Origin of the sequence: Streptomyces sp. NPDC059787 (assembly GCF_042732315.1) — a bacterium.
GTDB lineage: Bacteria > Actinomycetota > Actinomycetes > Streptomycetales > Streptomycetaceae > Streptomyces > Streptomyces atrovirens.
On the sequence record NZ_JBHWHX010000020.1, the window covers coordinates 55,012 to 75,678 of the forward strand.

Sequence of the window (20,667 nt, forward strand, 5' to 3'; positions counted from 1 at the left end):
TGGGGGTGGTGCGTAGGGCGCCGCCGGGCGCCCTGCGCCGTCGTCAGCCGTAGATGCCGAACTCGTGCAGCGAGTAGCCCCAGCCGGTGCCACGCGCCGTCAGGTGCAGTCGTACGTGCCGCGCGGTCGCCGCGACGTCGATGGTGTCGATGTCGCCGTTGCCGGCGGTCGTGGTGTGGACCGTGCGCCAGGTGGTGCCGTTGTCCGAGACCTGTACGTCGTAGGACTTGGCGTAGGCGGGGTCCCACACGAGCTGGAGCTTGCGGATGGCGGTGGCGGCGCCGAGGTCGACCTGGATCCACTGCGGGTCGCTCCAGTCGCTGGCCCAGCGCGTGTCGCTCCGGCCGTCCGTCGCCTTGGCGGGCTCGCACGGGCAGTCGCCGTACGACTGCTGGAAGGAGGACGCGGTGGTGGGCTTGTTCAGCGCCACGTTCGTGCCGGTGACCGGCGGGGCGACGACCTTGACCGACTTCGTCTCGATGCCGGCGTTGCCGCGGCCGTCCTCGGCCTGGATGTACACCTTCCACACGCCGAGCTTCTCCGGGGCGGTCACGGCGAAGGTGCCGTTGCCGGTGGACCGCCACTTGGCCTCGACCAGCCGCTTGTCGCCGTTGGCGTAGTTGCCGCTGAGGAAGATCTTGTAGGTGACCGGATCGCCATCGGGATCACGCACGTCGGCGCGGATCGTGAACTCGCCGCCCGCCGGGGCCGACGAGGCGGGGCTGACGGCCATGTTCGTGATGACCGGCGGGGTGTTGTCGCCGGCGGTCGATCCGCTGTACGCCTTCTTGACGGCGTAGTAGGACAGCCTCTTCAGCCCGTCGGGCACGAGGTTGAACCAGATGCCGCCGAAGTCGTGCTCGACGCCGTAGTGGAAGAGGGTGGCGCCGAGGGCGACGCCCCGGTGGCCGGTGACGCAGTCCCAGGCCTCGGTGTAGCCCTCGGCCTTCCGCACGTCGGTCGGCTCGTCGGGGACGCCGTTGGCGTCGTCCGGCACCTCCCACTCACCGGCCGGCCCGCCCTCGGTGATGATGTACGGCTTGGTGTAGCCGCCCTCCTCCCAGTCCTCCTGGACGCCGCAGATGTCGCCGTAGGAGTTCATCGAGTACAGGTCGAGGTCGGGCGCGTTGCGCTTGTAGTAGGGCCAGGCGCCCGTCCAGGCGTCGGTGGAGGTGACGGGGTGATCGGGGTCGATGCCGTGGATCTTCTTGGCGACGTCGTTGACGAAGCCGGTGTAGGCGTTGCGCTGCGCCTCCAGCTCCGTTCCGCTGTAGCAGTTCTGCAGGCCGAGGACCGATTCGTTGCCGACGTTCCACATGAGGGTCGCGGGGTGGCTCTTGTACGCCTCGACCCACCTGGCGAACTCGGTGAGCATGGTGTTCTTGTACGTGGTGTCGGTGACGTAGTTGACGCAGCCTCCGGAGCCGGGACCGCCGCCGGGCTGCAGCCAGAAGCCGTTGACGACCTTGATGCCGTGCGCGGCGGCGCTGTCCAGCAGCGGCTCGGTGCCGCCGTCGGTGCCCCAGGTGCGGATGGTGTTGACGCCCATGGACTTCACGTCGGACATGTACTTCGGGGCGTCCGCGATGGCGGGGCCCCAGGTCAGACCCTTGACGGTGTACGGCTGCCCGCCGACGGTCAGTTGCCAGTTCCCCTGTGAACCGGTGACCTTGACCGTTCCTTGGGCGGGCGGCGTGCCGTCCGCGGTCCCGTACACCTGGAACTCCCAGAGGGAGTAGCCGTAGCCGCCGGAGCGCTCGGTGCCCAGCATGCGGACGTAGCGGCCGGAGCCGGTGACGGCGACCTCGTCCGTGCCGCCGTCACCGCCGGTCACGGTCTTCAGGGTCCGCCAGTCCGTGCCGTTGTCGGACGCCTGGATCTGGTAGCTCTTGCCGTACGCGCCCTCCCAGGTGAGCACGACACGGCTGAGGTCGGACCGCTGTCCGAGGTCGACCTGGAACCACTGCGGGTCGCTCCACCGGCTGGCCCAACGGGTACCGGTGAGGTTGCCGTCGACGGCCGCGGAGGGGGCGTATCCGTCGCCTTCCTGGGACGAGGCGGTGGCGGGCCTGCCCTGGGAGAGCAGGGTCTCCGCGGCCTGGGCGGGCGGAGCGGCGAGGACGAGCGACGACGCCACCAGTGCGCCGAGCGCGAGCAGAGGCACGGCGCGGCGGCCGGGTGGTCTGCGGTAGGAGAGGACTGCGGACACATCTGCTCCAAACGGGTTGGGGAGAGCCGACGGGACGGGGCTGCGGGAGCACCGCGTGGTGGCGTGGTGGCCCCTCCGGGCCGGGGTGCGGGGATGTCATCCGGCCCGGAGGGGAGCCGTGACCGACGGGCGGTTCGATCAGGGGTAGGACACGACGGTGGACGGCACGGTCGAGGTGCCGGCGGGCACCGTGGAGGCGCCGGTGTCGTTGATGACGTGGTTGTAGTGGCCCATGCCGCCGAGGGAGACCACGAGGAGGCTGTGGAACTTCACCCCCGGCTTGACCGGGGCTTTGAAGCCGCGGTCCTGGCGGATGTTCGGGTCGACGTTGTAGTTGCAGTAGCTGCCCAGGCCCCATGCCTCATGGGTGTCCACCGAGTCGTCGACCCGGTAGGCGGCGTAACCCTTGCTGTCGCCGTTCTGGATGGCGGCCTGGTTCGGGGCGTCGTACGCCTTCTCGTTCTGGTAGAAGATCGTCCGGCCGCGTTCGCCGTACCACTCGACGTCGTACTTGTTGAAGTGCTCGACGAACAGGCCGGTGGCCAGGACGTCGTCGCCGTTGACGCGGACGCCGTAGTCGGCCCGGTTGGTCTCCCAGCCGACGCCCTCGCCGTGGTCGGCCCGCCACACCCAGGTGTGGTCGATGATCGTGTCGTGGCTGTTGACCACCATGCTGGTGGTCGCCTTGCCGGCGCCCGCGCCGCCGATGCGGATGTAGACGTCCTGCACGGTGGTGGGGTCGGCCGCGTGGTCGGTGGACGCGCCCTGCGGGCCGATCTCCAGCAGCGTGGGGGAGTTGACCGGTCCGGCGTCGATGAGGAAGCCGGCGAGCCGCACGCCGTCGACGTCGGCGACCTTCATGGCGGTCACCCCGTTGTCCGGGATGATCGTGGCGAGGCCGAGGCCCAGCACGATGGTGTTCGCGCGGTCGACGTCGATCGTCCGGTCGACGTGGTAGACGCCCGGGGTGAAGAGCAGGTGCAGGCCCTGGTCGAGGGCGGCGTTGATGGTGGCGGCGGTGGCGCCGGGCTTGACGACGTAGAACTTGCTCAGCGGGATCGACTCGCCCTGCGGGGTGCCGCTCGCCCAGGTGGTGCCGCGCGCGTTGGTGCGCTTGGCGGGGGCGAAGACCTTGTACTCGCCGCCGTCCAGGTAGAGGAAGGGCTTCTCGCGGGAGATCGGCGTCGTGTCGAGCGTGGTGTAGCGGGGCTCGGGGAAGCCGGTGGCGGGAGCGCCCTCGACACCTGAGAAGACTTGGTTCCACACGCTGTTGGACCAGCCGCCGATGGAGCTGTCGCGGGTGTACCACTGCTGCTGCGAGTAGTTGCCGATCTGGCCGTCGATCCTGCTGTCGGCGATGTAGCCGCCGCTGGCCCAGCCGTAGCCGTTGGGCGCGAGGTTGAGGCCGCCCTTGACGTGCATCCGGCGGAAGGAGGCGGCCTGCGAGACCGCCCACCGGTTGGTGCCGTTGACCGGCTTCACGGCGAGGTTCTCCGCGCCGCGCCAGAAGTTCTGGGTGGCGTTGCCGTTGAACCAGCCGGCGTCGACGGTGATGTCACCGTTGATCGTCGTGTCGTCGGGACGCAGGCCGAGACCGGCGATCTGGGTGTAGAAGCCGATCTGGGCGTTGAGGTTGTCGTAGGTGCCCGGCTTGAGGAGGAAGGCGTGCCGGCCGGAGCCGAACTGCGCCGACTCCTGCTCCTCGAAGACCTGGTCCAGCTTGGCCTGGATGCCGGGCGTGGACGGGTCGAGGACGTGCACGTTGGGGCCGAGGTCGCCGCCGCCCGGGATGACCGGACCGGGGTCGTCGCCGGTGGTGCCGTACACCTTGAACTCCCAGAGGGAGTAGCCGTATCCGGTGGCGCGGACGGTGCCGAGCATGCGGACGTACCGGGCGGTGCCGGAGACGCTCACGGTCTCCGTGCCGCCGGCGCCGGTGGTGGTGGAGTAGGCCGTCGACCAGTCCGTACCGTTCTGGGACGTCTCGATGCGGTAGGACTTGGCGTAGGCGGCCTCCCAGCGCAGCTCGACCTGGCTGAGGGAGGCGGGGGCGCCGAGGTCGACGCGGATCCACTGCGGATCGGCGGCGGCGCTGGACCAGCGAGTGCCGTTGTCGCCGTCGACGGCCGCGGTCGCCGGGGTGCCGTAGTGCTCCTGGCTGGAGGCGGTGACCGGCTTGCCCTGCGACAGCGGCACGGGCGCGGCCTGGGCCTCCTCGGCAGGGGCGAAGGCGAGAAGGGCGGCGGCCAGTGCGGTGACCACCACACCGACGACGCCGCGGCGGCCGGGTCTGCGTGGCACCGACGCCGCTGGGGGAGTGCCGACAGTGGACATGGGGAGACTCCTTGACAGGAAGGGATTGGGAGAGCGCTCTCCGGAACCTTGCCCGCCACACCGGTCGCGGTCAAGGTTCCGGACACGGCTTTTCTTTTGTCTTGCATTAAGTATCGGCTTAGGGGCTGGGTCCCTGGGAGGAGCCGGGGCGAGCCGGAGTGGTTGAGGGAATGAGGAGTCGGCCGGGCCGGTGTGGGGAACTGCCTGGGGCGTTGCAACGGTCGGCGGCGGGGCAACCGGCCTTCGGCCGCGCTGAACCTGTGCAGAGTGCGCCGGTCGCGCTGTTCGTCGTCGACTCGACACCCCTTGCGTCGGCCGACGTGTTCGGCCGGTCCTGCCCGGTGGTGGGTGATCGAAGGAGCGTCGCGGTCCGGGCTGAAGGGCCGAGCCGTCAGGGGTGCCGTCGGAGCGTCGACGGGTGGGCGCGTGCAGGTTGGCGCACCCGGCGTCGCCGCCGTAGTGCGCCAGGAGCCGCCGGCCCATCACGTGGCGCCACAGGGGCGGGAACCAGGCCGGCGCGATCATCGCCGCGTGGCCGGAGGGGAGTTGGGGTGCGTCGTCGGAGGTGGCGACACGTATGCGGTGACCGTGGTTGTGCTCGGCGCAGCAGTGGCCGCAGCCGGTCTGCGCGAGCGCCGTACGGCTCAGGACGCTCCGACTGCTCCCGCTTGTGGCCGAGTTCGTGAGCGGTGTCGATGGCCACTCCGGAGACCACTCCCGTGGTCGCGGCCAGGCCCGGATCCCCCACCACGGAGAGACCGCCACCGGCCCGCTCGCCGCAGGCCCACACCAGGGCGCCGAACCGCAGTGGCAGGTAGAGGTAGGTGCGCCAGCGGGTAGTAGCGGTCCGCCCCCAGTGGCCTCATCACCGCCTCGGGCGAGTTGGCGTCGTCTGAGCCCAGTACCTGGTCGAGCACGGGGACCAGGACGAAGACGAAGAACGGGCCCCACCACCAGGACAGGCCGGAACCGGTCGGCCCGGTCGTGCCCCGTACACGGTGACGACCGGGCCGGAGTCCGTCACTGACGCCTGGAATCGGGCCGCGGAGGGAGTCGCCGTAGTGCTCCTCAGGCGAACCGCCACAGATGGTCGGCGGTGCCGTTGTCCTCGTACTGGACGACGTGGGCGCTGTTGGCGGTGGACATGTTGTCGACGCCGAGCACCTTCCCGCTGTGCCGGTTGCGTACGAGGAACCAGCCGTCACCGCGGTCCACCAGGGCCCACAGGTGGTCGGCGGTGCCGTTGTCCTCGTACTGGACGATGTGGGCGCTGTTGGCGGTGGACATGTTGTCGACGCCGAGCACCTTCCCGCTGTGACCGTTGCGCACGAGGAACCAGCCGTCGCCCTTGTCGATGAGCTGCCAGGCGTGGTCGCCGGTTCCGGAGTTGTCGAACTGCACGACGTGGGCGCTGTCGGCGGTCGACATGCCGTCCACGGCGAGGACCTTGCCGCTGTGCTGGTTCAGGATGCGCCGGAAGGGGGGTTCGGGAGTCCAGACGTGTCCGTCCGGCAGGACGGTGGGGAAGGCGGAGACGCGCAGCCGCGCGGCCCCCATGGGGATGAGGGTGACCGTCTCCACCGGCGCGTCGCTGCGGGCCGGGCTCTGCTGCAGGGGCGCGACGACCTGTTCGGTGTCGAGGACCCAGGCGTCGATGCGCCGTGCCTGCGCCCTGATGCGCACCGGGACGGTGTCGTGGGTGAAGGGATTGTCGGCGAGAGGTCCGTCCGTCGGGTGGAAGGACAGCGGCGTGTCGGGGACCAGGCCATAGTTCCAGGGGGTGGTGGCGTGCACCTCGTACTCGGGGAAGGTGTCACTGCCCGCGTAGCGCTCGTACCGCTCGCCGATCCTCAGTGCGTAACTGAGCGGCCCGCGGTCGACGCCTACCGCATCGTGCTGGTCCGCCCAGGTCCGCAGCACGGTGCGCTGCGGCAGACGCAGGGTGACCGTGTCCCCGTCCCTCCAGGTGCGGTCGACACGCGCGAAAGCGGGGCCATCGGGCGCCGTGAATGCCCGCCCGTTCACCTTCAGTTCCGGACCGCGGCACCAGCCCGGTACGCGCAGGAGCAACGGGAAGGATACGGGCCGGTCGGTGGACACGGTCAGCCGGATGGTCTCGGAGAAGGGGTAGTCGGTCTCTTCCCGCACCGTCACCTGCGCACCGTCCGCGACCTCCGTGCTCACCTCGCAGGGAGCGTAGAGCGCGGCGGCCAGCCCTCCGTCCGGTGTGGCCAGCCACAGTTCCTCGCTGAAGTACGGCCAGCCCATGCCGTAGTTGTGCGGGCAGCAGCGGTACTGGTCGACACCGGGCTGGTAGGACTGCATCGCGAAGCCGTTCTGGAACTGGCCCTGGGTCTTGCGGTCGCTGCCCAGGTCGACGCAGTTGGCGCTGGTGATGTAGTGCACACCCTTCCCGTCGGGGTCGAGGGCCGCGGGCAGCAGGTTGAAGGCCAGGTCCTCGCACCGGTCGGCCCACACCGGGTCACCGGTGGCGCGGGTGAGTAACTGATGACTGGCCATGAACTCGACGATGCCGCACGTCTCGAAGCCCTGCCGGGGGTCGGTGAAACCGGGGCGGATGTTCTCGTCCCCCGCGAAGCCGCCGCCGGGGAACTGTCCGTATCCGGCCAGCACCTGCTCGTAGATCCGGTAGGTGGCACGGGTCAGTGCCGTGTCGCCCGTCACCTGTGCGTACTGGGCCGGTTCCCGAAAGCCCTGGGCGATGTTGACGTTGTGCTGGTTCGGCAGGGCGCCCGTCCAGTCGGCGCCGTAGGCGTGCATCTTCGCGGTGAGGTCGAGCAGGAAGGTGTCGCCCGTACGGCGGTGCAGCCACGTCGCGACGTCCAGGCCGTCGCCCCAGCGCAGCGACACCCAGCTGGAGTCGAAGGCGCCCCGGCCCTGGGCGTTTATATAGCGCAGGAAGCGGGTCAGGAAAGGCACGACGCGGCGGTCACCTGAGTACTCCTCCCAGGTGCGCAAGGCCATGAGCAGGGGCAGGAACGGCCAGAAGTCCGGACCGCCGTTGAGCGAGGTGCGCAGCGCGCGGGGGCCGAAGAAGCCGTCGGCCTGCTGGGTGGCGAGTACGGCGTCGATCCATCTGCGCGCGTTGGCCAACGCGTCCCGGTCCCGCGTGGCGACGGCGAGCGGTACGTATCCGCGCAGCCAGTACGGCAGTTCCTCCCAGCCGCCGTTCTCCGGGTGGACCCACCCGGATGTGCCGAAGTCGAGGAAGTGGGAGATCTCCTCGTAGCGGCCGCACAACCCGGCGAGCTGGCGGCGCAGTTGGCCGGCCAGCCAGCCGTGCGGGGTGATGCTGCCCGGCCGCAGCCTGAGCAGAGCGTCCGGCGCGAGGGCCTGGCGGGCGGCCGCTGCGGAGGCCGGGGTCGGCAGCGGTGCGGCCGATGCCGCGGTGACGACCAGGGCAGTGTCGCGGAGAAAGCGTCGTCGGGGGAAGGGCATGCGGGTGCTCCTGTCAGTGATCGGGCCCTCGGTGGTGGGCGGGCGTGAATGACAGCGTCCCGGCGGGGACGTGGACTTGGCGACCCAGCTCTACAACGTTGGAAATGCGACTTCCGGCATGACAGCACACCCGGACCGGACTGTCCAGGAACATGACAAGGAAGGAGCTGGGCCTCGGCCCCTGATCCTGGACACACGAGACAGTGGATCCTGAGGATCTGAGAACGGACATCTCGTGGTCATGAAGTACTGTCCGCCGGAGTTCGAGGTGGACGCGGTCGCGCTGCACCAGTCGTGATCCGAGGCGACGTTCCGGCAGGTCGCTGTCGATCCGGGCATCGAACCGGAAACCCTGCGGAACCGGGTCCGGGCGGCCGGTGCGAGCCGACCGGCGGGGAGGCCGTACGGAGACACCCGCTGAGCCGCCCACGCCGCTGGAGGCGGAGAACGCCGCGCTGCGCAAGAAGGTCCGTGAGGATGAGTCTGCCGCAACACGACGTCCGACAAGACGTCCGACAAGAGGCTTTGACGCAACTGCCGTGCTTCCGGGGCGAGTTCCACTCCTGTCTCACCGCTCGCTCGGACGCGTTGTTCGAGCTGGCAGGCGCTGTTCTGTGTGGCGACGGGCTGGTCAGGTCGCTGGCCGAGCTGTAGCTGGTGGGCGAACACCGCCGTGGTCACGGAGGGCTTTATGCGGTGGTGGCCCGCGGAGAGACCGAAACCGGCCGGCTGCGACGGGCATTGGCCGAGTGACCGGGCCGCCCTGCTTCGGGTCGCCCGGTCGCGGTCTTCCGTCACCTGCTTCAGCCGGTGCCCCTGGCGGTGACGACGTAGCAGCTGGCGTGCCCTCCGCTCTGTTCCCATTCCTTCTGCTTCGGCCACATGTGCCAGTGGTCTCCGGCCCGGTCCGCCTCGCGGGCCGCTCAGTACGGCCCGCAGGTCCCACTGCGCGTGAGGTGCTGTCGCTTCTCAAGTCGGGTGATCTCGCTCCAGGGAACCGGGCGCCGGCTCACGGAGGTGCGGAATTCCATTCCATCCGCAGTCAGGCACGTCCGACCGTATCCACGGTTGACCATGTAGGAAACCGAGGCCAATCACACAATGCCGAAGCTGCTGACCCACCACCATCGGTCTGACGTCGGCTCGGCCAGGCCGACCGCTACCGCCCCACCGGCAAAGACCAGTGTCAGAAAACCGGCCCGCCACCAGTTTCTCCGCTGCTCGGCCTTGCTGAGACCGATCTCATGCACGCGGGGCGGGTGGCAGCCCAGCTCGCTCCAGCGATGTCCGCTCGCCGGGAGTGCTGTGGCACGCGGCACGAGGTCCTTCGCACGGGCGCGTTCCCGCTCCGCTGCACTCCGGTCGAACTCCGCCAGGTCGAACCCGACGGCACCGCGCCCCATGACATTCTGGTCCTGCAGGGGCAGCAGCGCCGCGAAGCGGGAGTCCCAGCCCTCGGAGACGAGATCGGACACGGCCGGCACCAGCACGTCGGTGAACACCGCGGTGGCGCCATTGGACAGGTCCAGGCCGTGGCTACCGCCGGAGAAGATGTTGCTCACCGATCTATGATGCGATCCCGGCCCTCCACCTGCTTGGAGAAGACGTATGACGGATGCGAGCACCGGCAAAGTGGTCGTGAACAGGGTGATGTCCCTCGATGGGTTCATCGCCGGTCCCGGCCACACGATGGACTGGATCTTCGAGCACATGACGTCGGCGACCTTCCCGGAGGTCATGGCGGCCACGGGCGCCATGCTCATCGGCCGGGGCACGTACGAGGTCGGCAAGCGCATGTCCGACGAGAACACCGACTACGACGGCGGGGCGCAGTTCGTCCTCACCCACCGTCCGCCCGACGAGCCGGACCCCAACGTCACCTTCCTCACTTGCGACATCGAGGAAGCCGTGGCCACGGCACGCCGCGCCGCCGGCGACAAGAACCTGGAGATCCTCGGCGCCGACGTGGCCGCCCAGTGCCTGCAGCGCGGCCTCGTCGACGAGATCCTGGTGTACGTGCTGCCGGTGCTGCTCGGCGACGGCGTCCGCTTCGCGCCGCCGGGCCTCGACCGGATCGACCTGGAACCGTTCAGCAACGTCCAGTCGGGCGGGGTCACCATGCTGCGCTTCCATGTGCCCAAGTAGGCACGGTCGCAACCACTGGCCTGCTGTCACGGCCCCATCCCGTGGGGCAGGTTCCCCACTCTCGCTGGACATCAACTGGCCCGACGGCGGCTGTAGTTCATGACGAACATCGATCGGGCGGTCGAGGACCACCTGCGGTTCTGCGCAGTTGAAGACACGGCTCCCGTTGCGTCGTCAGGGCCCGCGCCCTGATGCCACCTGTCCCCCCACCGAACGCCCCGGACCCCGAAGTCCGCAGGCGATCCGAGGCCGGCATCGGCACGTCGTACCCGGACAGGTTCGCCGAGATGCAGGGGCGCCAGGAGCGTTTCGTCAGGCAGCTCACGCAGGGAGCAGCGGGCCGCCGGCTACCCCGCCCCAGGCCCTCCGCGGCTGGTCACCCGCGACCACGGTCAGGAGCGGTCCGCCGCACATCAGCAGCAGGGACCTCAAGGCATCGGTCTCGCCCGGATCCCCGGTCTGCTGCCCCTGCATGCTCAGGAAGGTCAGATGTGCGGCGGAAACTCCTGGTCCAGAACCGGAATCGAGGAAACTGCATAAAGAGTGATTTAATTTGCCATTTACTCGGGTGGCCTCTACTCGTGCATAGACCGAAAAGTCCGCTCTCGACATCGGTGAAAATTGTCAGCCCGGCGTCTCACATCTATGATCATCCGGTGCTGCACATAAGTGCCGGCGCCGCCTGATTAAAACCGGAGTTCTCGTGAACAAGATATTGTCCCGTACCGCGACCATCTCTGCGGCCGTCGTCGCGATGGGTATGATTCCACTGGCCGGCACCTCCTTCGCCGCGAGCTGCAGCGGGGCGGGCTGCGACAACCAGGGGCCGAGGGCCACGGGCTGCGAGACGGCGAGCGTCTCCACGCAGCGGACCATCGACAACAACAGCCGCAAGGCCGAACTGCGTTGGGCGTCGGGGTGCAGCGCGGCCTGGGTCCGCGTGACGAACAACTCCTCGAACTCGCTCTACAACTCCTACGGCTACATCGAGAAGTACGACTCGGCCGGCAAGCTGATCCGCTCGCTCAGCGTCAGGATCCCGGACACAACGGGCGGCTCGGACTGGTCGAACATGCTGGGCGGCGCCAGCTACTACTACCGCGTTTGCATCTCCTTCGTCGGTAATGAGTACCCGATGAAGTGCAGCACGAAGTTCTGATACACCGGAATCGGAGGGAGGTAATGTGGGCGTCTTTCTCCGTTCGGTGATTGAGCCGTTTTCAACCTCATGCTGATGTGTGGTGAAGGGCGAGAACGTCCTTCACCACGTCGGTGATGCGGTTGGTGCCGCAGCGCGGCTTCCGCAGCAGGCGTCGGCTTTCCGAGTCATGGAGCTGCCGACGTCGGCTACGAATACGCGACACCTCAACATGCGAGCCCGCCGGTCCCGAGGCCGTGTTCCTTCGTGCGGGTGAACCCCCGTGCGGTGGCGAACGTTGCCGCAGGGGTGAGGAGAGGATCAAGGGCCGGGCGTGAGGGGTGATCTCGCGGGGCTGCGGCGGGCATGCCCCGTGGGCGTGACGCGATATTGGACGAAGAGAGCGGGACCCATGGATTCAGGCACCGTGAAGTGGTTCAACACGGACAACTGACATGAAAGCGAGAGATCGCACTTGCCTTTCACTCTCGTGTGGGCCGGAAGTCCTGACGAGGCCCGAGGAGCACCCCGGTTTTTGAGCATGTTCAAATAGGGGCTCGGTGGCAGACCTGCCGTCCGACTACGGGGACGGGGTGTGTGGACATGGGGGCAGAACCGTGAGGACGAGGGGTGGGATCAGAAGTGGGTTTGTCACTGTGCTCCTCGCGGCCGTGGCAGTGCTCGCTTCGGGGTGTACAGGGGCGGGCGCGGTCAACGTCGATCCGGACCGCCTGCCGGGGGTGTACCGCGACGACGAGACCGGCGCGGAGATCCGTCTGCACCCCGGCGGACGGTTCTCCGCCGTGGGTATCGCGAAGAGCGACGCCTATCGGCGCGGAAGCGCCACCCGCGTCGACTTCGACGGCACCTGGGATCCCACCCCCTCGAATTTCGTGTACCTGCAGCCCGACAAGATCGGAGGCCGCCGGGTCCTGGGCGACATCCAGCTCTGGACCGCAAGCCCCGAGAAGGTGTTCCTGCACCCGGACGTGGACGGACCGGTGACTCTGGAGCTCGTCAGGGTCCCGGGTAGTGGACAACCCCCGACACCCCCTTCGGCGGGAGGCTGACAACCCGACCTGAGCATCGGCGCACCTCCGCTCGCGCGGGGATGGTCCCGGGTTCGTCGACCAGCGCATCGTGAACACCGACTGCCCCCGCACCCGGGGGAGTGTTCGGTATCCGGCGGGCGCGCTGCGCAGTTGGTGGTCGTGCCGGAGGTACGGCTGCGCAATGGTCTGAGCACGGTGTTGACCTGCTGTGGCAGGCCTCATGGTCGGGGCTGCGCAATGCCTGACCGTAGCCCTGACCATGACGGCCGGGTGTGCCATCTCATGACATTGGTTCCTCACCGTCAGGCTCGGCGGGCATAGGACGTGAGGCGATCGGCGAGTGCGATGACGAGGTCGCGGAGTTCAGCGGGGCGCTCGATGACGAACGGCCGGTCGAGTGCGGCGAGTACCGGAGGCAACCAGTCGAGCCGCTCCGCCCGCAGCTCGACGCGCAGCCAGCGCTCGGTCGCCCGGTCCTCGCCGGCCGCGGACTCGTACTCCTCCAGGCTCGCGACGCCGGCCGGAAGACGGGTGCGGATCTGCTCGACCGTCCCGTGGATCCGCAAGGTCACCTCGTGCCGGTACTCGGCCGTGGCGAACCCCGACAACACGCGCTGTGCCGGGCCGGGACCCACGGGCGCTTCGAAGGAGCCGGGCAGGGTCCGCGCGTCCGCGATGCGATCGAGCCGGAAGGTTCGGTCCTCGCCGATCCGGGCGTCCTTGCCCGTGACGTACCACCGGCCCGCATGGGCGACGATCCCGTACGCGTGCAGCGTGCGTTCGCTGCGCCCTCCGTCGCGGTCGGTGTAGCGGATCGAGACCGGTCGGTGGTGGCGCACCGCATCGGCGATCGTGAGCAGGACCCCGGCGTCCGGGGTGTCGAAATCGCCGGGCTGATCCGTGAAGGCGAGAGCTTCCAGGAGTGTGTCGAGCCGACGGGCGAGGTGCTTGGGCAGCACCCGCCGGATCTTCGCCGATGCCGTCTCGCTCGCCGTGTGCTCCGCCGTCGTCAACCCTGCTCGGCGGCCCGCGACCAGGCCGAGCAGCACGGCCAACGCCTCGTCGTCGCTGAGCATGAGCGGAGGCAGGCGGTACCCGGGGCCGAGCCGGTACCCGCCGTAGCGGCCGCGCACCGATTCCACGGGCACATCCAGGTCGATCAGCTGGTCCACATACCGCCGCACGGTGCGCCCTTCGACGCCGAGCCGGCCGGCGAGTTCGGCCACCGTCCGGGTGCCGCCCGACTGCAGCAGCTCCAGGAGTGTCAGCACGCGGCCGGTGGGTCGAGGCATGTTCGCAGCCTAACGCGAATACAGGACCGATTCTGTCCACTATTTCTCCTAGCCTGCGCGGTGCACGCTTCCAGCACGGCCAAGGAGATTCCCATGGACTTCGTCTCGATCCGCATCATCACCAGCGACGTAGCGCGCCTCGTCGACTTCTACGAGCGAGCCACGGGGACGCGGGCGACATGGGCCACCGAGGACTTCGCCGAACTCAAGACCGCGGGCGCCACCCTCGCGATCGCCGGCACCGGTACCGTACCGCTGTTCGCCCCGGGCTCCGCCCGCCCGGCGGACAACCACAGCGTGATCACCGAGTTCCTCGTCGACGACGTGGACCGCGTTCACCAGAACCTGACCGGCTTCGTCACCGACTTCGTCAACGGGCCCACCACGATGCCCTGGGGCAACCGGTCGCTGCTGTTCCGCGACCCCGACGGCAACCTCGTCAACTTCTTCACCCCCGTCACCCCGGCGGCCGTCGAAAAGTTCACACGCTGACGCCACGCACAGCCGCTCACGCGGGAGCCCTGAGATCCCAGGGCTCCCGGTGAACGCGGCCGCCGAGTCCAGGAGCGCCACCAGCAGGGCACATCGGAACGCACCACTGACCCCCGAAGGACGTCTGCGCGGATCCGCGCTGGAGCGGGTAGGTCAATGGGAGCCGCCAGGATGACGGCGCTCTCTGGGATCGGCTCTGGCCGCGACTCCGTGAATGATCTTGGTGCTGCGGCCGGCTGCCACCGGATCGGTCCGGCCTCTCGACCGCGCTGTCGAAGCGGCACGTCGTCCGCCCGGCCGTCGGCCCGGTGTTTCCCACGTCACGGTGTGCGGTGCAAGGGCTTGACGCGTTGTGGTTTCGAAGCGGCAGGGCGGGCGAGCGCCGGATTACCGATGCGGTGCGTGTTTTCGGCAGGATGGGCGCATGACCGAGATCCGCACACCTCGTCTTCTCCTCCGTAGCTGGCACGACGACGACCTCGCGCCGATGGCGGACATCAACGCGGACCCACGGGTCATGCGCTGGATCGACGACGGTTCGGTGCGCGACCTGGACCATACGGCGGAGGCCATCGAGCAATGGGAGGAGGAGTGGGACGAGGAGGGCTTCGGACTCTTCGCCGTCGAGCTGTTGGCCTCGGGCGAACTGATCGGCTTCACGGGGTTGTCCGTGCCCGAGTTCCTGCCGGAGGTGATGCCCGCCGTGGCGATCAGCTGGCGGCTCGGCTCACCGTTCTGGGGCCAGGGATACGCGTCCGAAGCCGCGCACGCCACACTGGAGTTCGCACTCCAGGACCGCGGCCTGGACCGTGTCATCAGCATCAGCCGGGTGGGGGACAACGCCTCCGAGAACGTCATCCGCAAGCTCGGTATGGTGCTCGAGCGGGAGACGGCACACCCGGTGTACGGCTACCCACTGCGCGTTCACGCCATCGACCTCACCGAGTTCCAGGCGTGAACCAGCCGAGCCGTCGATCACCACAAGACAGCCGACCACTACCCCTACGTCCCTGAGCGCATTGACCGCGGCAGCACGGACACCGAAGAAACGCACTCCGGCATAACGGCATCAGGCGGGAGTCCCGTCTGAAGAGCACGACACCGAGTTCGTATGCCCATGCCTCAGCCAGGACCAGGGGTTCTCCTACGGCTCACTGGCGGAGATGCGACCGCAGGACCTGCTGTCGTTGACGGAACCGCTACCTGTGACGATGCGCCTGTGAGCTATGACCTTGCTGTGTGGGACGGCGACCGCCCATTCGGCAACCGCCAGGCGGGCTTGATGTACGACGAGCTTTACGAGCGCTACCTGGAGTCGGACGATGCCGTCGTGCCTTCGACGCCGCACATCGTCGCGTAGGTGGAATCCCTTGTCGCGAGGTATCCGGATGGTGTCGACCGCAACGTCGTGCGGGCGTCGCCGCCGGTCATCGAGGAGGCATCGGGCCCGATCGTGTACCTGCTCATGTCCTGTGGCAAGGCCGAGGAAGTGTCCGAGTACGCCGCTGAACCAACCGGTCCGCCGATGCACGCACGCCCCGTACGTGCTCGCGCCCGTCGTCCAGGCGGTGGCCGAAGGACTCAGCGGCCGCCCGCCGCCTCGTCCAGCAGCGCCGCTGCCAGTGCGCGGGCGTGCGCCAGCCGGCTGCCGTCGCCCTCCAACCCGGCCCGTGCCATCGCGCCCTCCAGCAGGAAGGACAGGTGCTCCGCCAGCGCGCCGGCCTCTCCGGGGCGCTCGGGCAGCAGCCGCCCGAGATGGCCGGCGATCAGCTCCTCGACCGTCTCCTTGTGGCGGCGTACGACGTCACGCCCGGCGTCCCCGGCGGGCAGCTCGGCCGCCACGTTGAGCAGGCCGCAGCCACGGAAACCGGTCGCGTGGGCGGCCTCCGCGTAATCGGCGTAGGTATCGAAGACGGCCAGGACCGCGTCACGGGGGCCCGCCGTCCCCTCCAGCCGTGTGCGGTAAGTCGCGAGCCACTCCTCGTGCCGGGTGTCGAGATAGGCCCTGACCAGCTCGGCCTTGGAGGAGAAGTTGTTGTACAGGCTTGTTTTGGCCACGCCGGCCTCGGCGATGATCGTGTCGATCCCGGTGGCCGTCACGCCGTCGGCGTAGAAGCGGCGTGCGGCGGTCGCCAGCAGGCGCTCCCGGGCGGGCCGCCGCCTGCCGGCTGCGGCCGCTTCCGCTTTTGTCTCGCTCATCCCACGCTTCCCGGTGCCGATGGACGGACGGCCCCCGCCATAGGAGCGCCGCCCTTCATTGACTGTACAGATCTGTACAGTTTAGTTGAGCAGGCAGATCCATCCAGTCAGGAGCCGACCGTATGCACTTCCTGCCCAGTGACCTGATCGTTGACGGGGTCCGTATCTCCTACCGCGACCGCGGCGAGGGCGAGCCCGTGGTGTTCCTCCACGGCACGCCCTCGCACTCCTACGAGTGGCGGAACGTCGTGCCGCGCATCGAGGCCGCCGGCCACCGTGCCATCACCTACGACCTGCCGGGCTACGGGCGGTCCGAGCGCCCGGTGGACCGCGACACCTCGGTCGCCGCCCAGACGGATCTGCTGGGAGGCCTCCTTGATGCCCTGGGCATCGAGCAGGCCACCATCGTCGCCCACGACATCGGCGGCGCCATCGGTCAGCGGTTCGCCATCGCCCACCCCGAGCGGGTACGGCGGCTGATGATCATCGACACGGTCAGCTACGACTCCTGGCCCTCCGAGACCTGGCGGAAGATCATCGACGAGCGGTTGGAGGACCATGTGCGGCTGCCGCAGGAGGCGTTCGACGCCCTGCTCACCCGGCAGCTGGAGATGACGGTGGCCGACGGCGCGGCGACGATGACCGGCGACGTCCTCGAGGCGTACCTGGCGCCCCACCGGTCGGCGCTGGGCCGCGTCTCCTTCTTCGAGCACCAGGTGCGGCACTACGACTCCCGGTACACCCAGGAGATCACCGACCAGCTCGCGTCCCTGACCATGCCGGTCCGCATCCTCTGGGGCGAACGCGACCAGTGGCAGCCCCTGACCTACGCGCAGCAGCTCGCCGAGGACATCCCCGGCGCCCGCCTCACCGTCATCCCCGGGGCCGGGCACTTCGTGATGGAGGACGCGCCCGAGCGCATCACGGAGGAGATCCTCGACTTCCTTACCGGCCCGGCCCGGCCGCCGCACGGGACGCGGTGACCCGGCGCCGGCAACTGCACCGATCCGCACGGGACACAACGCCGAATACCTGCGAGAACGGCACGGCACGGTTCGACGAAGCCGCTGCGCTACCTCACCGACCGCGAAATTCGCGTTGTCAAGGGGGCAGCACTGAGGCAAGACAGGTTGAACTTGACAGACAGCATCAGGAATCACTGAGAGAACCCCAAGGCCCGGCGGCGGGTGCTGAGGAAGCGCACGGCCGGCCCTCACCGATGCATCACCAGGACCGGACACCACTGGCGCGGGCAAGGGCCTGACCGTACATCACCAGACGGCAGTTGCTACAGGATCGACCTCGCATTGCGCGATCCTGTCGGTGTATCTCATTTTGGCGGGCACCCGGTAGGTTGTTTTGTCCTTCGCGGGGACCAATATCTGATTGCCGGTGTCGAGGAAGGTGTAGCCGTGCTTGTCCGCGAAGCTGACTTTCACGTTCAGGACGGCGTCACGTCCGTTCGGATTCCTGATCTCGACGGTCGCGTACGGGTCCTCCATGCTTGCGCAGCGCACGAGTACGGCGGTGCCGTCCTTCAGGGGCGGGGCGGTACTGCCGGAGGCGGACACCGTGGGCGTGGGCTGCGAACCGCCGCCGCTGTTGTTGCTCGTCCCGGAGTTGTAGGAGTCACCGCTGGGCGAGCTGGTGGACGAACCGCCGAGCGGGTCGCTGCCGCCCGGCGTCGAACCGTCGTGATCCTGGCTGGAACTGCTGCAACCGCCCTCGTCGCTGTTGTCCTGGCTGCTGTTTCCTTGGACACGACCCGACGAGAAGCCGGTCAGGGCCAGTACGACCATCACCGACATTGCTGTGAGTCTGAGCCCGCGCCCCTGCATGTACATGCCCGCATCCTACGGCGAAGTTGCTGCTGCCGGTGTAGGTGATCTTGCCGTCGCGGACCAGCTGCCGGTGCGGGCAGCGAGGTGGTACAGGCTCTGCCCGGACAGCGCGCCCACGCAGTGGTGTTGGCGGCAAGCTCAGGTCCATCGGCTGGTGCAGCTTCGTGACCGGCACGGTCTTGTCGAGGCGTCCGCCGTCTGCATGGTGACCGGGAGGTGCCGGCCACGATCGTGTTCGTGGCCACGTCCGGCTGTACGTGGCAGCAGCTGCCCGCGGCGTCGCTCGGGCAGTCCGGCGCGACGGGCCACCACTGGCGGTTCACGCCGTACTCCTGGCAGCGAACACCGATGTCGGTGGAGCTCAGCGGCTACGAGCGCTCCCCACGGACTCCTCATCTGGACCGACCTTCAGGAGGGCCTCGAGCTCGACCGCCCGGCGGAGATCCTTGGGGCGGCCGAGGGCGCGCCGCATTCCGATCAGATCGGTCAGCGCCACGTAGCGGACGGTGAAGCCCGCGGGGTCGTGGGCGCTCACCGCGCGGTCGAGGCACGAGGCGACGTGCAGATCACCCCAGGGCAGCTCGGGGGTGCAGAGGTCGCCGCCGGCGCCGGTCACTTGGTAGGCGGCCTGGGCGCCGGTCAGGTCGGGCAGGCTCAGGCAGTTCGCAGCGATCAGGGCCTCGCGGATGGCACGCGCCTGCGCGGGTGTGCCGTCCCAGAGCAGATCGAGGTCGCCGGTGAGCTCGGTGGAGCCGTGCATGATGCCGGCGACCTGGCCGATGACCACGGCGAGGGCGCCGGAGTCGTGCAGCGCCCGGAGGAAGGGAAACGGGTCGAAGCCGATCGCGCCGTCCGTGGCGAACGTGCCGGCGTCATCGTCTGCGGCCTCCGGTCCACACTCGCCGGCCGTGCGGTCGCGGGTGGCGTGCTCAGTGAGCCGGACGGCCTGACGGAGTCGCGAGATAGCGCTGTCTTCCATCTCGCCCATTCAACAGCGCTGACCTCAACCGGTGAGCCATCCCGTTCGTGCTGGTCGGCTCCGTGAGCCTGGTGGCGCCGGAGACCCCGTCGGTCGGTGTCAACGACTTCACCGGCGGGTGCGCTGCCGCCGAGCATCTGGTTCGGCTCGGCCACCGGCGGATCGGCGTGATCAGCGGGCCCGGGCCCAGGGCGGGCGCCCGGACCCAGGTGGCCGGCTACCGATCGGCGATGGATTCGGCCGGGCTCGCCCACGACGTGCGACTCGAACAGGTGGGCGGCCTGCGGCATGCCGACGGAGTGCGCGCGACGGAGCAGTCGTGGGCCTTCGGCGAGCCCTCGACAGCCGGCTCCGCGGGCACCGACCAGTGATGGGATCTTCGAAATCGGCTCTGTCCGCGGTTCCGTGAATGGTCTTGCGGGTGCAGCGGCAGGTTATGTGCCGCGTGTGTATCGGCGTGTCAGGTCATGCGGGCGTCTGTGGATCTGCGCGCCCGAGCATGTCGGCGAAGGGAGTCCCGGTTCGTGCTGCTGCGATTCGGCGTGCTCGCAACTGGGCTCGGGTACGGGGGCGGAATTTGGATTCCTTGCCACAGCCGCAGGGTTCGCGGCCCTCGTAACGCAGTCCTGCGCCCAGCACCGCAGCCACGACGGTCCACGCCTTGGTGTCTCGGCGCCGTGGTGCCGCGAAGTCGTGCCCCGCACAGAGCATTGGCTCGGCGCATCGGGGGCATCGGTGTCCGCCGGACCCGGGGTGCCGCTTGAACGCGACGCGGCAGGGCACGCACGCGTAATGCAGCTTGTAGGGCTTCTCGGCGTAGTAACACACGAGATGAACGTACCCGGCGTTGTGACGGCTGACGAGGCGGTTTCATGGTGCAGTTCATGGCTGGGTGAGGACGCGGGTTCGCAGGAACTCGAACGGGCTGGGCCATACATTGCTCTCTTGAGTGTTTTCATCCGGTTCACGTGGCCTTCGACTGTCCCAGAACTCCATGGCAGGGTGAGTCCGGCGGTGACGGCGTCGAGGTCCTGACGGAGGAAGCCGGCGAAGCCCTTCATCGGCTTCGGTGCGTCCTGCTCGGCCTGCCGGATCCACTCCAGCAGCAGGTCAGGTATCCGCGCTGGTGGCGGACCAGATCAGCGAACGCCCGAGCGGGATCGCAGGCCCGCGTGTTGTCCGGACAGGCGAGCCTGACGAGCACGGCGGGCGGCCTCACCCTCGCGTCAGGCGTAGTAGGAGGAGCGGGCGACCTTCAGTACCCGGCACAGCAGGACGATCGGATAGGCCGCCTTCTCCGCATCGATCAACCGGTGAAGCTCGCTCACCGGCCGTTCTCCTTCACGAAGAAGGCCGTCGCTTTTTTCAGGCGGCGCCGTCGACATCCTGATCAACAACGCGGGCATCTTCCGCTTCGCCCGCACCGCCGATACCGACCCGGCCACCTTCGACGCCCACATCGCCGTCAACCTGCGCGCCCCCTACCTCCTCGTCCAGGCCCTCGCTCCCGGCATGGCCGCACGCGGA

At 68.8% G+C, this 20,667-nt stretch carries 16 protein-coding genes and 3 pseudogenes; 10 read left to right on the plus strand and 9 right to left on the minus strand.

The window, feature by feature from the left end; all coding sequences use genetic code 11:
* Positions 1-43: 43 nt before the first annotated feature.
* The 3 genes from ACFV5H_RS20360 to ACFV5H_RS20370 form a co-directional block, all read right to left on the minus strand.
* Positions 44-2,209 (minus strand): discoidin domain-containing protein, encoded by a 2,166-nt coding sequence (locus tag ACFV5H_RS20360; RefSeq protein ID WP_385196405.1) that lies wholly within the window; start codon positions 2,207-2,209, stop codon positions 44-46.
* A 138-nt stretch (positions 2,210-2,347) separates the two neighbouring features.
* Positions 2,348-4,543 (minus strand): discoidin domain-containing protein, encoded by a 2,196-nt coding sequence (locus tag ACFV5H_RS20365; RefSeq protein ID WP_385196407.1) that lies wholly within the window; start codon positions 4,541-4,543, stop codon positions 2,348-2,350.
* Positions 4,544-5,611: 1,068 nt separating this feature from the next.
* Positions 5,612-8,002: a beta-L-arabinofuranosidase domain-containing protein gene (locus tag ACFV5H_RS20370; protein WP_385196410.1), complete on the minus strand. Its 2,391-nt coding sequence runs from the start codon at positions 8,000-8,002 to the stop codon at positions 5,612-5,614.
* Between the two features lie 477 nt (positions 8,003-8,479).
* Here ACFV5H_RS20370 and ACFV5H_RS20375 point away from each other — a divergent pair.
* A pseudogene (locus ACFV5H_RS20375) lies at positions 8,480-8,749 on the plus strand (transposase); the annotation flags it as partial.
* 347 nt (positions 8,750-9,096) lie between these two features.
* On the opposite strand, the gene ACFV5H_RS20380 reads toward ACFV5H_RS20375, so the two are convergent.
* Positions 9,097-9,564, minus strand: coding sequence for a hypothetical protein (locus ACFV5H_RS20380; protein ID WP_385196412.1), 468 nt, complete (start codon positions 9,562-9,564; stop codon positions 9,097-9,099).
* Positions 9,565-9,610: 46 nt separating this feature from the next.
* Between ACFV5H_RS20380 and ACFV5H_RS20385 the strand changes: the two genes are divergently transcribed.
* From ACFV5H_RS20385 to ACFV5H_RS20395, 3 genes are all read left to right on the plus strand, one after another.
* Positions 9,611-10,147: a dihydrofolate reductase family protein gene (locus ACFV5H_RS20385; protein WP_385196414.1), complete on the plus strand. Its 537-nt coding sequence runs from the start codon at positions 9,611-9,613 to the stop codon at positions 10,145-10,147.
* A gap of 754 nt (positions 10,148-10,901) precedes the next feature.
* Complete coding sequence (locus ACFV5H_RS20390) at positions 10,902-11,306, plus strand: DUF2690 domain-containing protein (RefSeq protein ID WP_385196417.1); 405 nt, start codon at positions 10,902-10,904, stop codon at positions 11,304-11,306.
* A 650-nt stretch (positions 11,307-11,956) separates the two neighbouring features.
* Complete coding sequence (locus tag ACFV5H_RS20395; RefSeq protein ID WP_385196419.1) at positions 11,957-12,355, plus strand: hypothetical protein; 399 nt, start codon at positions 11,957-11,959, stop codon at positions 12,353-12,355.
* A 284-nt stretch (positions 12,356-12,639) separates the two neighbouring features.
* Here the strand turns inward: ACFV5H_RS20395 and ACFV5H_RS20400 are convergent, their stop codons facing one another.
* Complete coding sequence (locus ACFV5H_RS20400; RefSeq protein ID WP_385196421.1) at positions 12,640-13,629, minus strand: helix-turn-helix transcriptional regulator; 990 nt, start codon at positions 13,627-13,629, stop codon at positions 12,640-12,642.
* Between the two features lie 93 nt (positions 13,630-13,722).
* On the opposite strand from ACFV5H_RS20400, the gene ACFV5H_RS20405 reads away from it, so the two are divergent.
* The 3 genes from ACFV5H_RS20405 to ACFV5H_RS20415 all read left to right on the plus strand — a co-directional run bounded on the left by ACFV5H_RS20405 (position 13,723) and on the right by ACFV5H_RS20415 (position 15,481).
* Complete coding sequence (locus ACFV5H_RS20405; protein WP_385196424.1) at positions 13,723-14,121, plus strand: VOC family protein; 399 nt, start codon at positions 13,723-13,725, stop codon at positions 14,119-14,121.
* 424 nt (positions 14,122-14,545) lie between these two features.
* Entirely contained in the window at positions 14,546-15,079 is a 534-nt protein-coding gene (locus ACFV5H_RS20410) for a GNAT family N-acetyltransferase (protein WP_385196426.1), read from the plus strand.
* 261 nt (positions 15,080-15,340) lie between these two features.
* Positions 15,341-15,481 carry a hypothetical protein gene (locus ACFV5H_RS20415; protein WP_385196428.1) on the plus strand — a complete coding sequence of 47 codons (141 nt, stop codon included), beginning with the start codon at positions 15,341-15,343 and terminating at the stop codon, positions 15,479-15,481.
* A gap of 221 nt (positions 15,482-15,702) precedes the next feature.
* Here ACFV5H_RS20415 and ACFV5H_RS20420 read toward each other — a convergent pair whose 3' ends face one another.
* Positions 15,703-16,320 (minus strand): TetR/AcrR family transcriptional regulator, encoded by a 618-nt coding sequence (locus tag ACFV5H_RS20420; protein WP_385196430.1) that lies wholly within the window; start codon positions 16,318-16,320, stop codon positions 15,703-15,705.
* 122 nt (positions 16,321-16,442) lie between these two features.
* Here ACFV5H_RS20420 and ACFV5H_RS20425 point away from each other — a divergent pair, with 122 nt between their 5' ends.
* Positions 16,443-17,303: an alpha/beta fold hydrolase gene (locus ACFV5H_RS20425; RefSeq protein ID WP_385196433.1), complete on the plus strand. Its 861-nt coding sequence runs from the start codon at positions 16,443-16,445 to the stop codon at positions 17,301-17,303.
* A gap of 288 nt (positions 17,304-17,591) precedes the next feature.
* Here ACFV5H_RS20425 and ACFV5H_RS20430 read toward each other — a convergent pair whose 3' ends face one another.
* Positions 17,592-18,164 (minus strand): hypothetical protein, encoded by a 573-nt coding sequence (locus tag ACFV5H_RS20430; protein ID WP_385196435.1) that lies wholly within the window; start codon positions 18,162-18,164, stop codon positions 17,592-17,594.
* Between the two features lie 358 nt (positions 18,165-18,522).
* Complete coding sequence (locus tag ACFV5H_RS20435) at positions 18,523-19,140, minus strand: hypothetical protein (protein WP_385196438.1); 618 nt, start codon at positions 19,138-19,140, stop codon at positions 18,523-18,525.
* Between the two features lie 47 nt (positions 19,141-19,187).
* Here ACFV5H_RS20435 and ACFV5H_RS20440 point away from each other — a divergent pair, with 47 nt between their 5' ends.
* Positions 19,188-19,511 (plus strand): hypothetical protein, encoded by a 324-nt coding sequence (locus ACFV5H_RS20440; RefSeq protein WP_385196441.1) that lies wholly within the window; start codon positions 19,188-19,190, stop codon positions 19,509-19,511.
* 511 nt (positions 19,512-20,022) lie between these two features.
* Here ACFV5H_RS20440 and ACFV5H_RS20445 read toward each other — a convergent pair.
* Positions 20,023-20,258: pseudogene (locus tag ACFV5H_RS20445) on the minus strand (transposase).
* A gap of 286 nt (positions 20,259-20,544) precedes the next feature.
* Between ACFV5H_RS20445 and ACFV5H_RS20450 the strand changes: the two are divergent.
* Positions 20,545-20,649, plus strand: a pseudogene (locus ACFV5H_RS20450) (short-chain dehydrogenase); the annotation flags it as partial.
* Between the last annotated feature and the right edge of the window lie 18 nt (positions 20,650-20,667).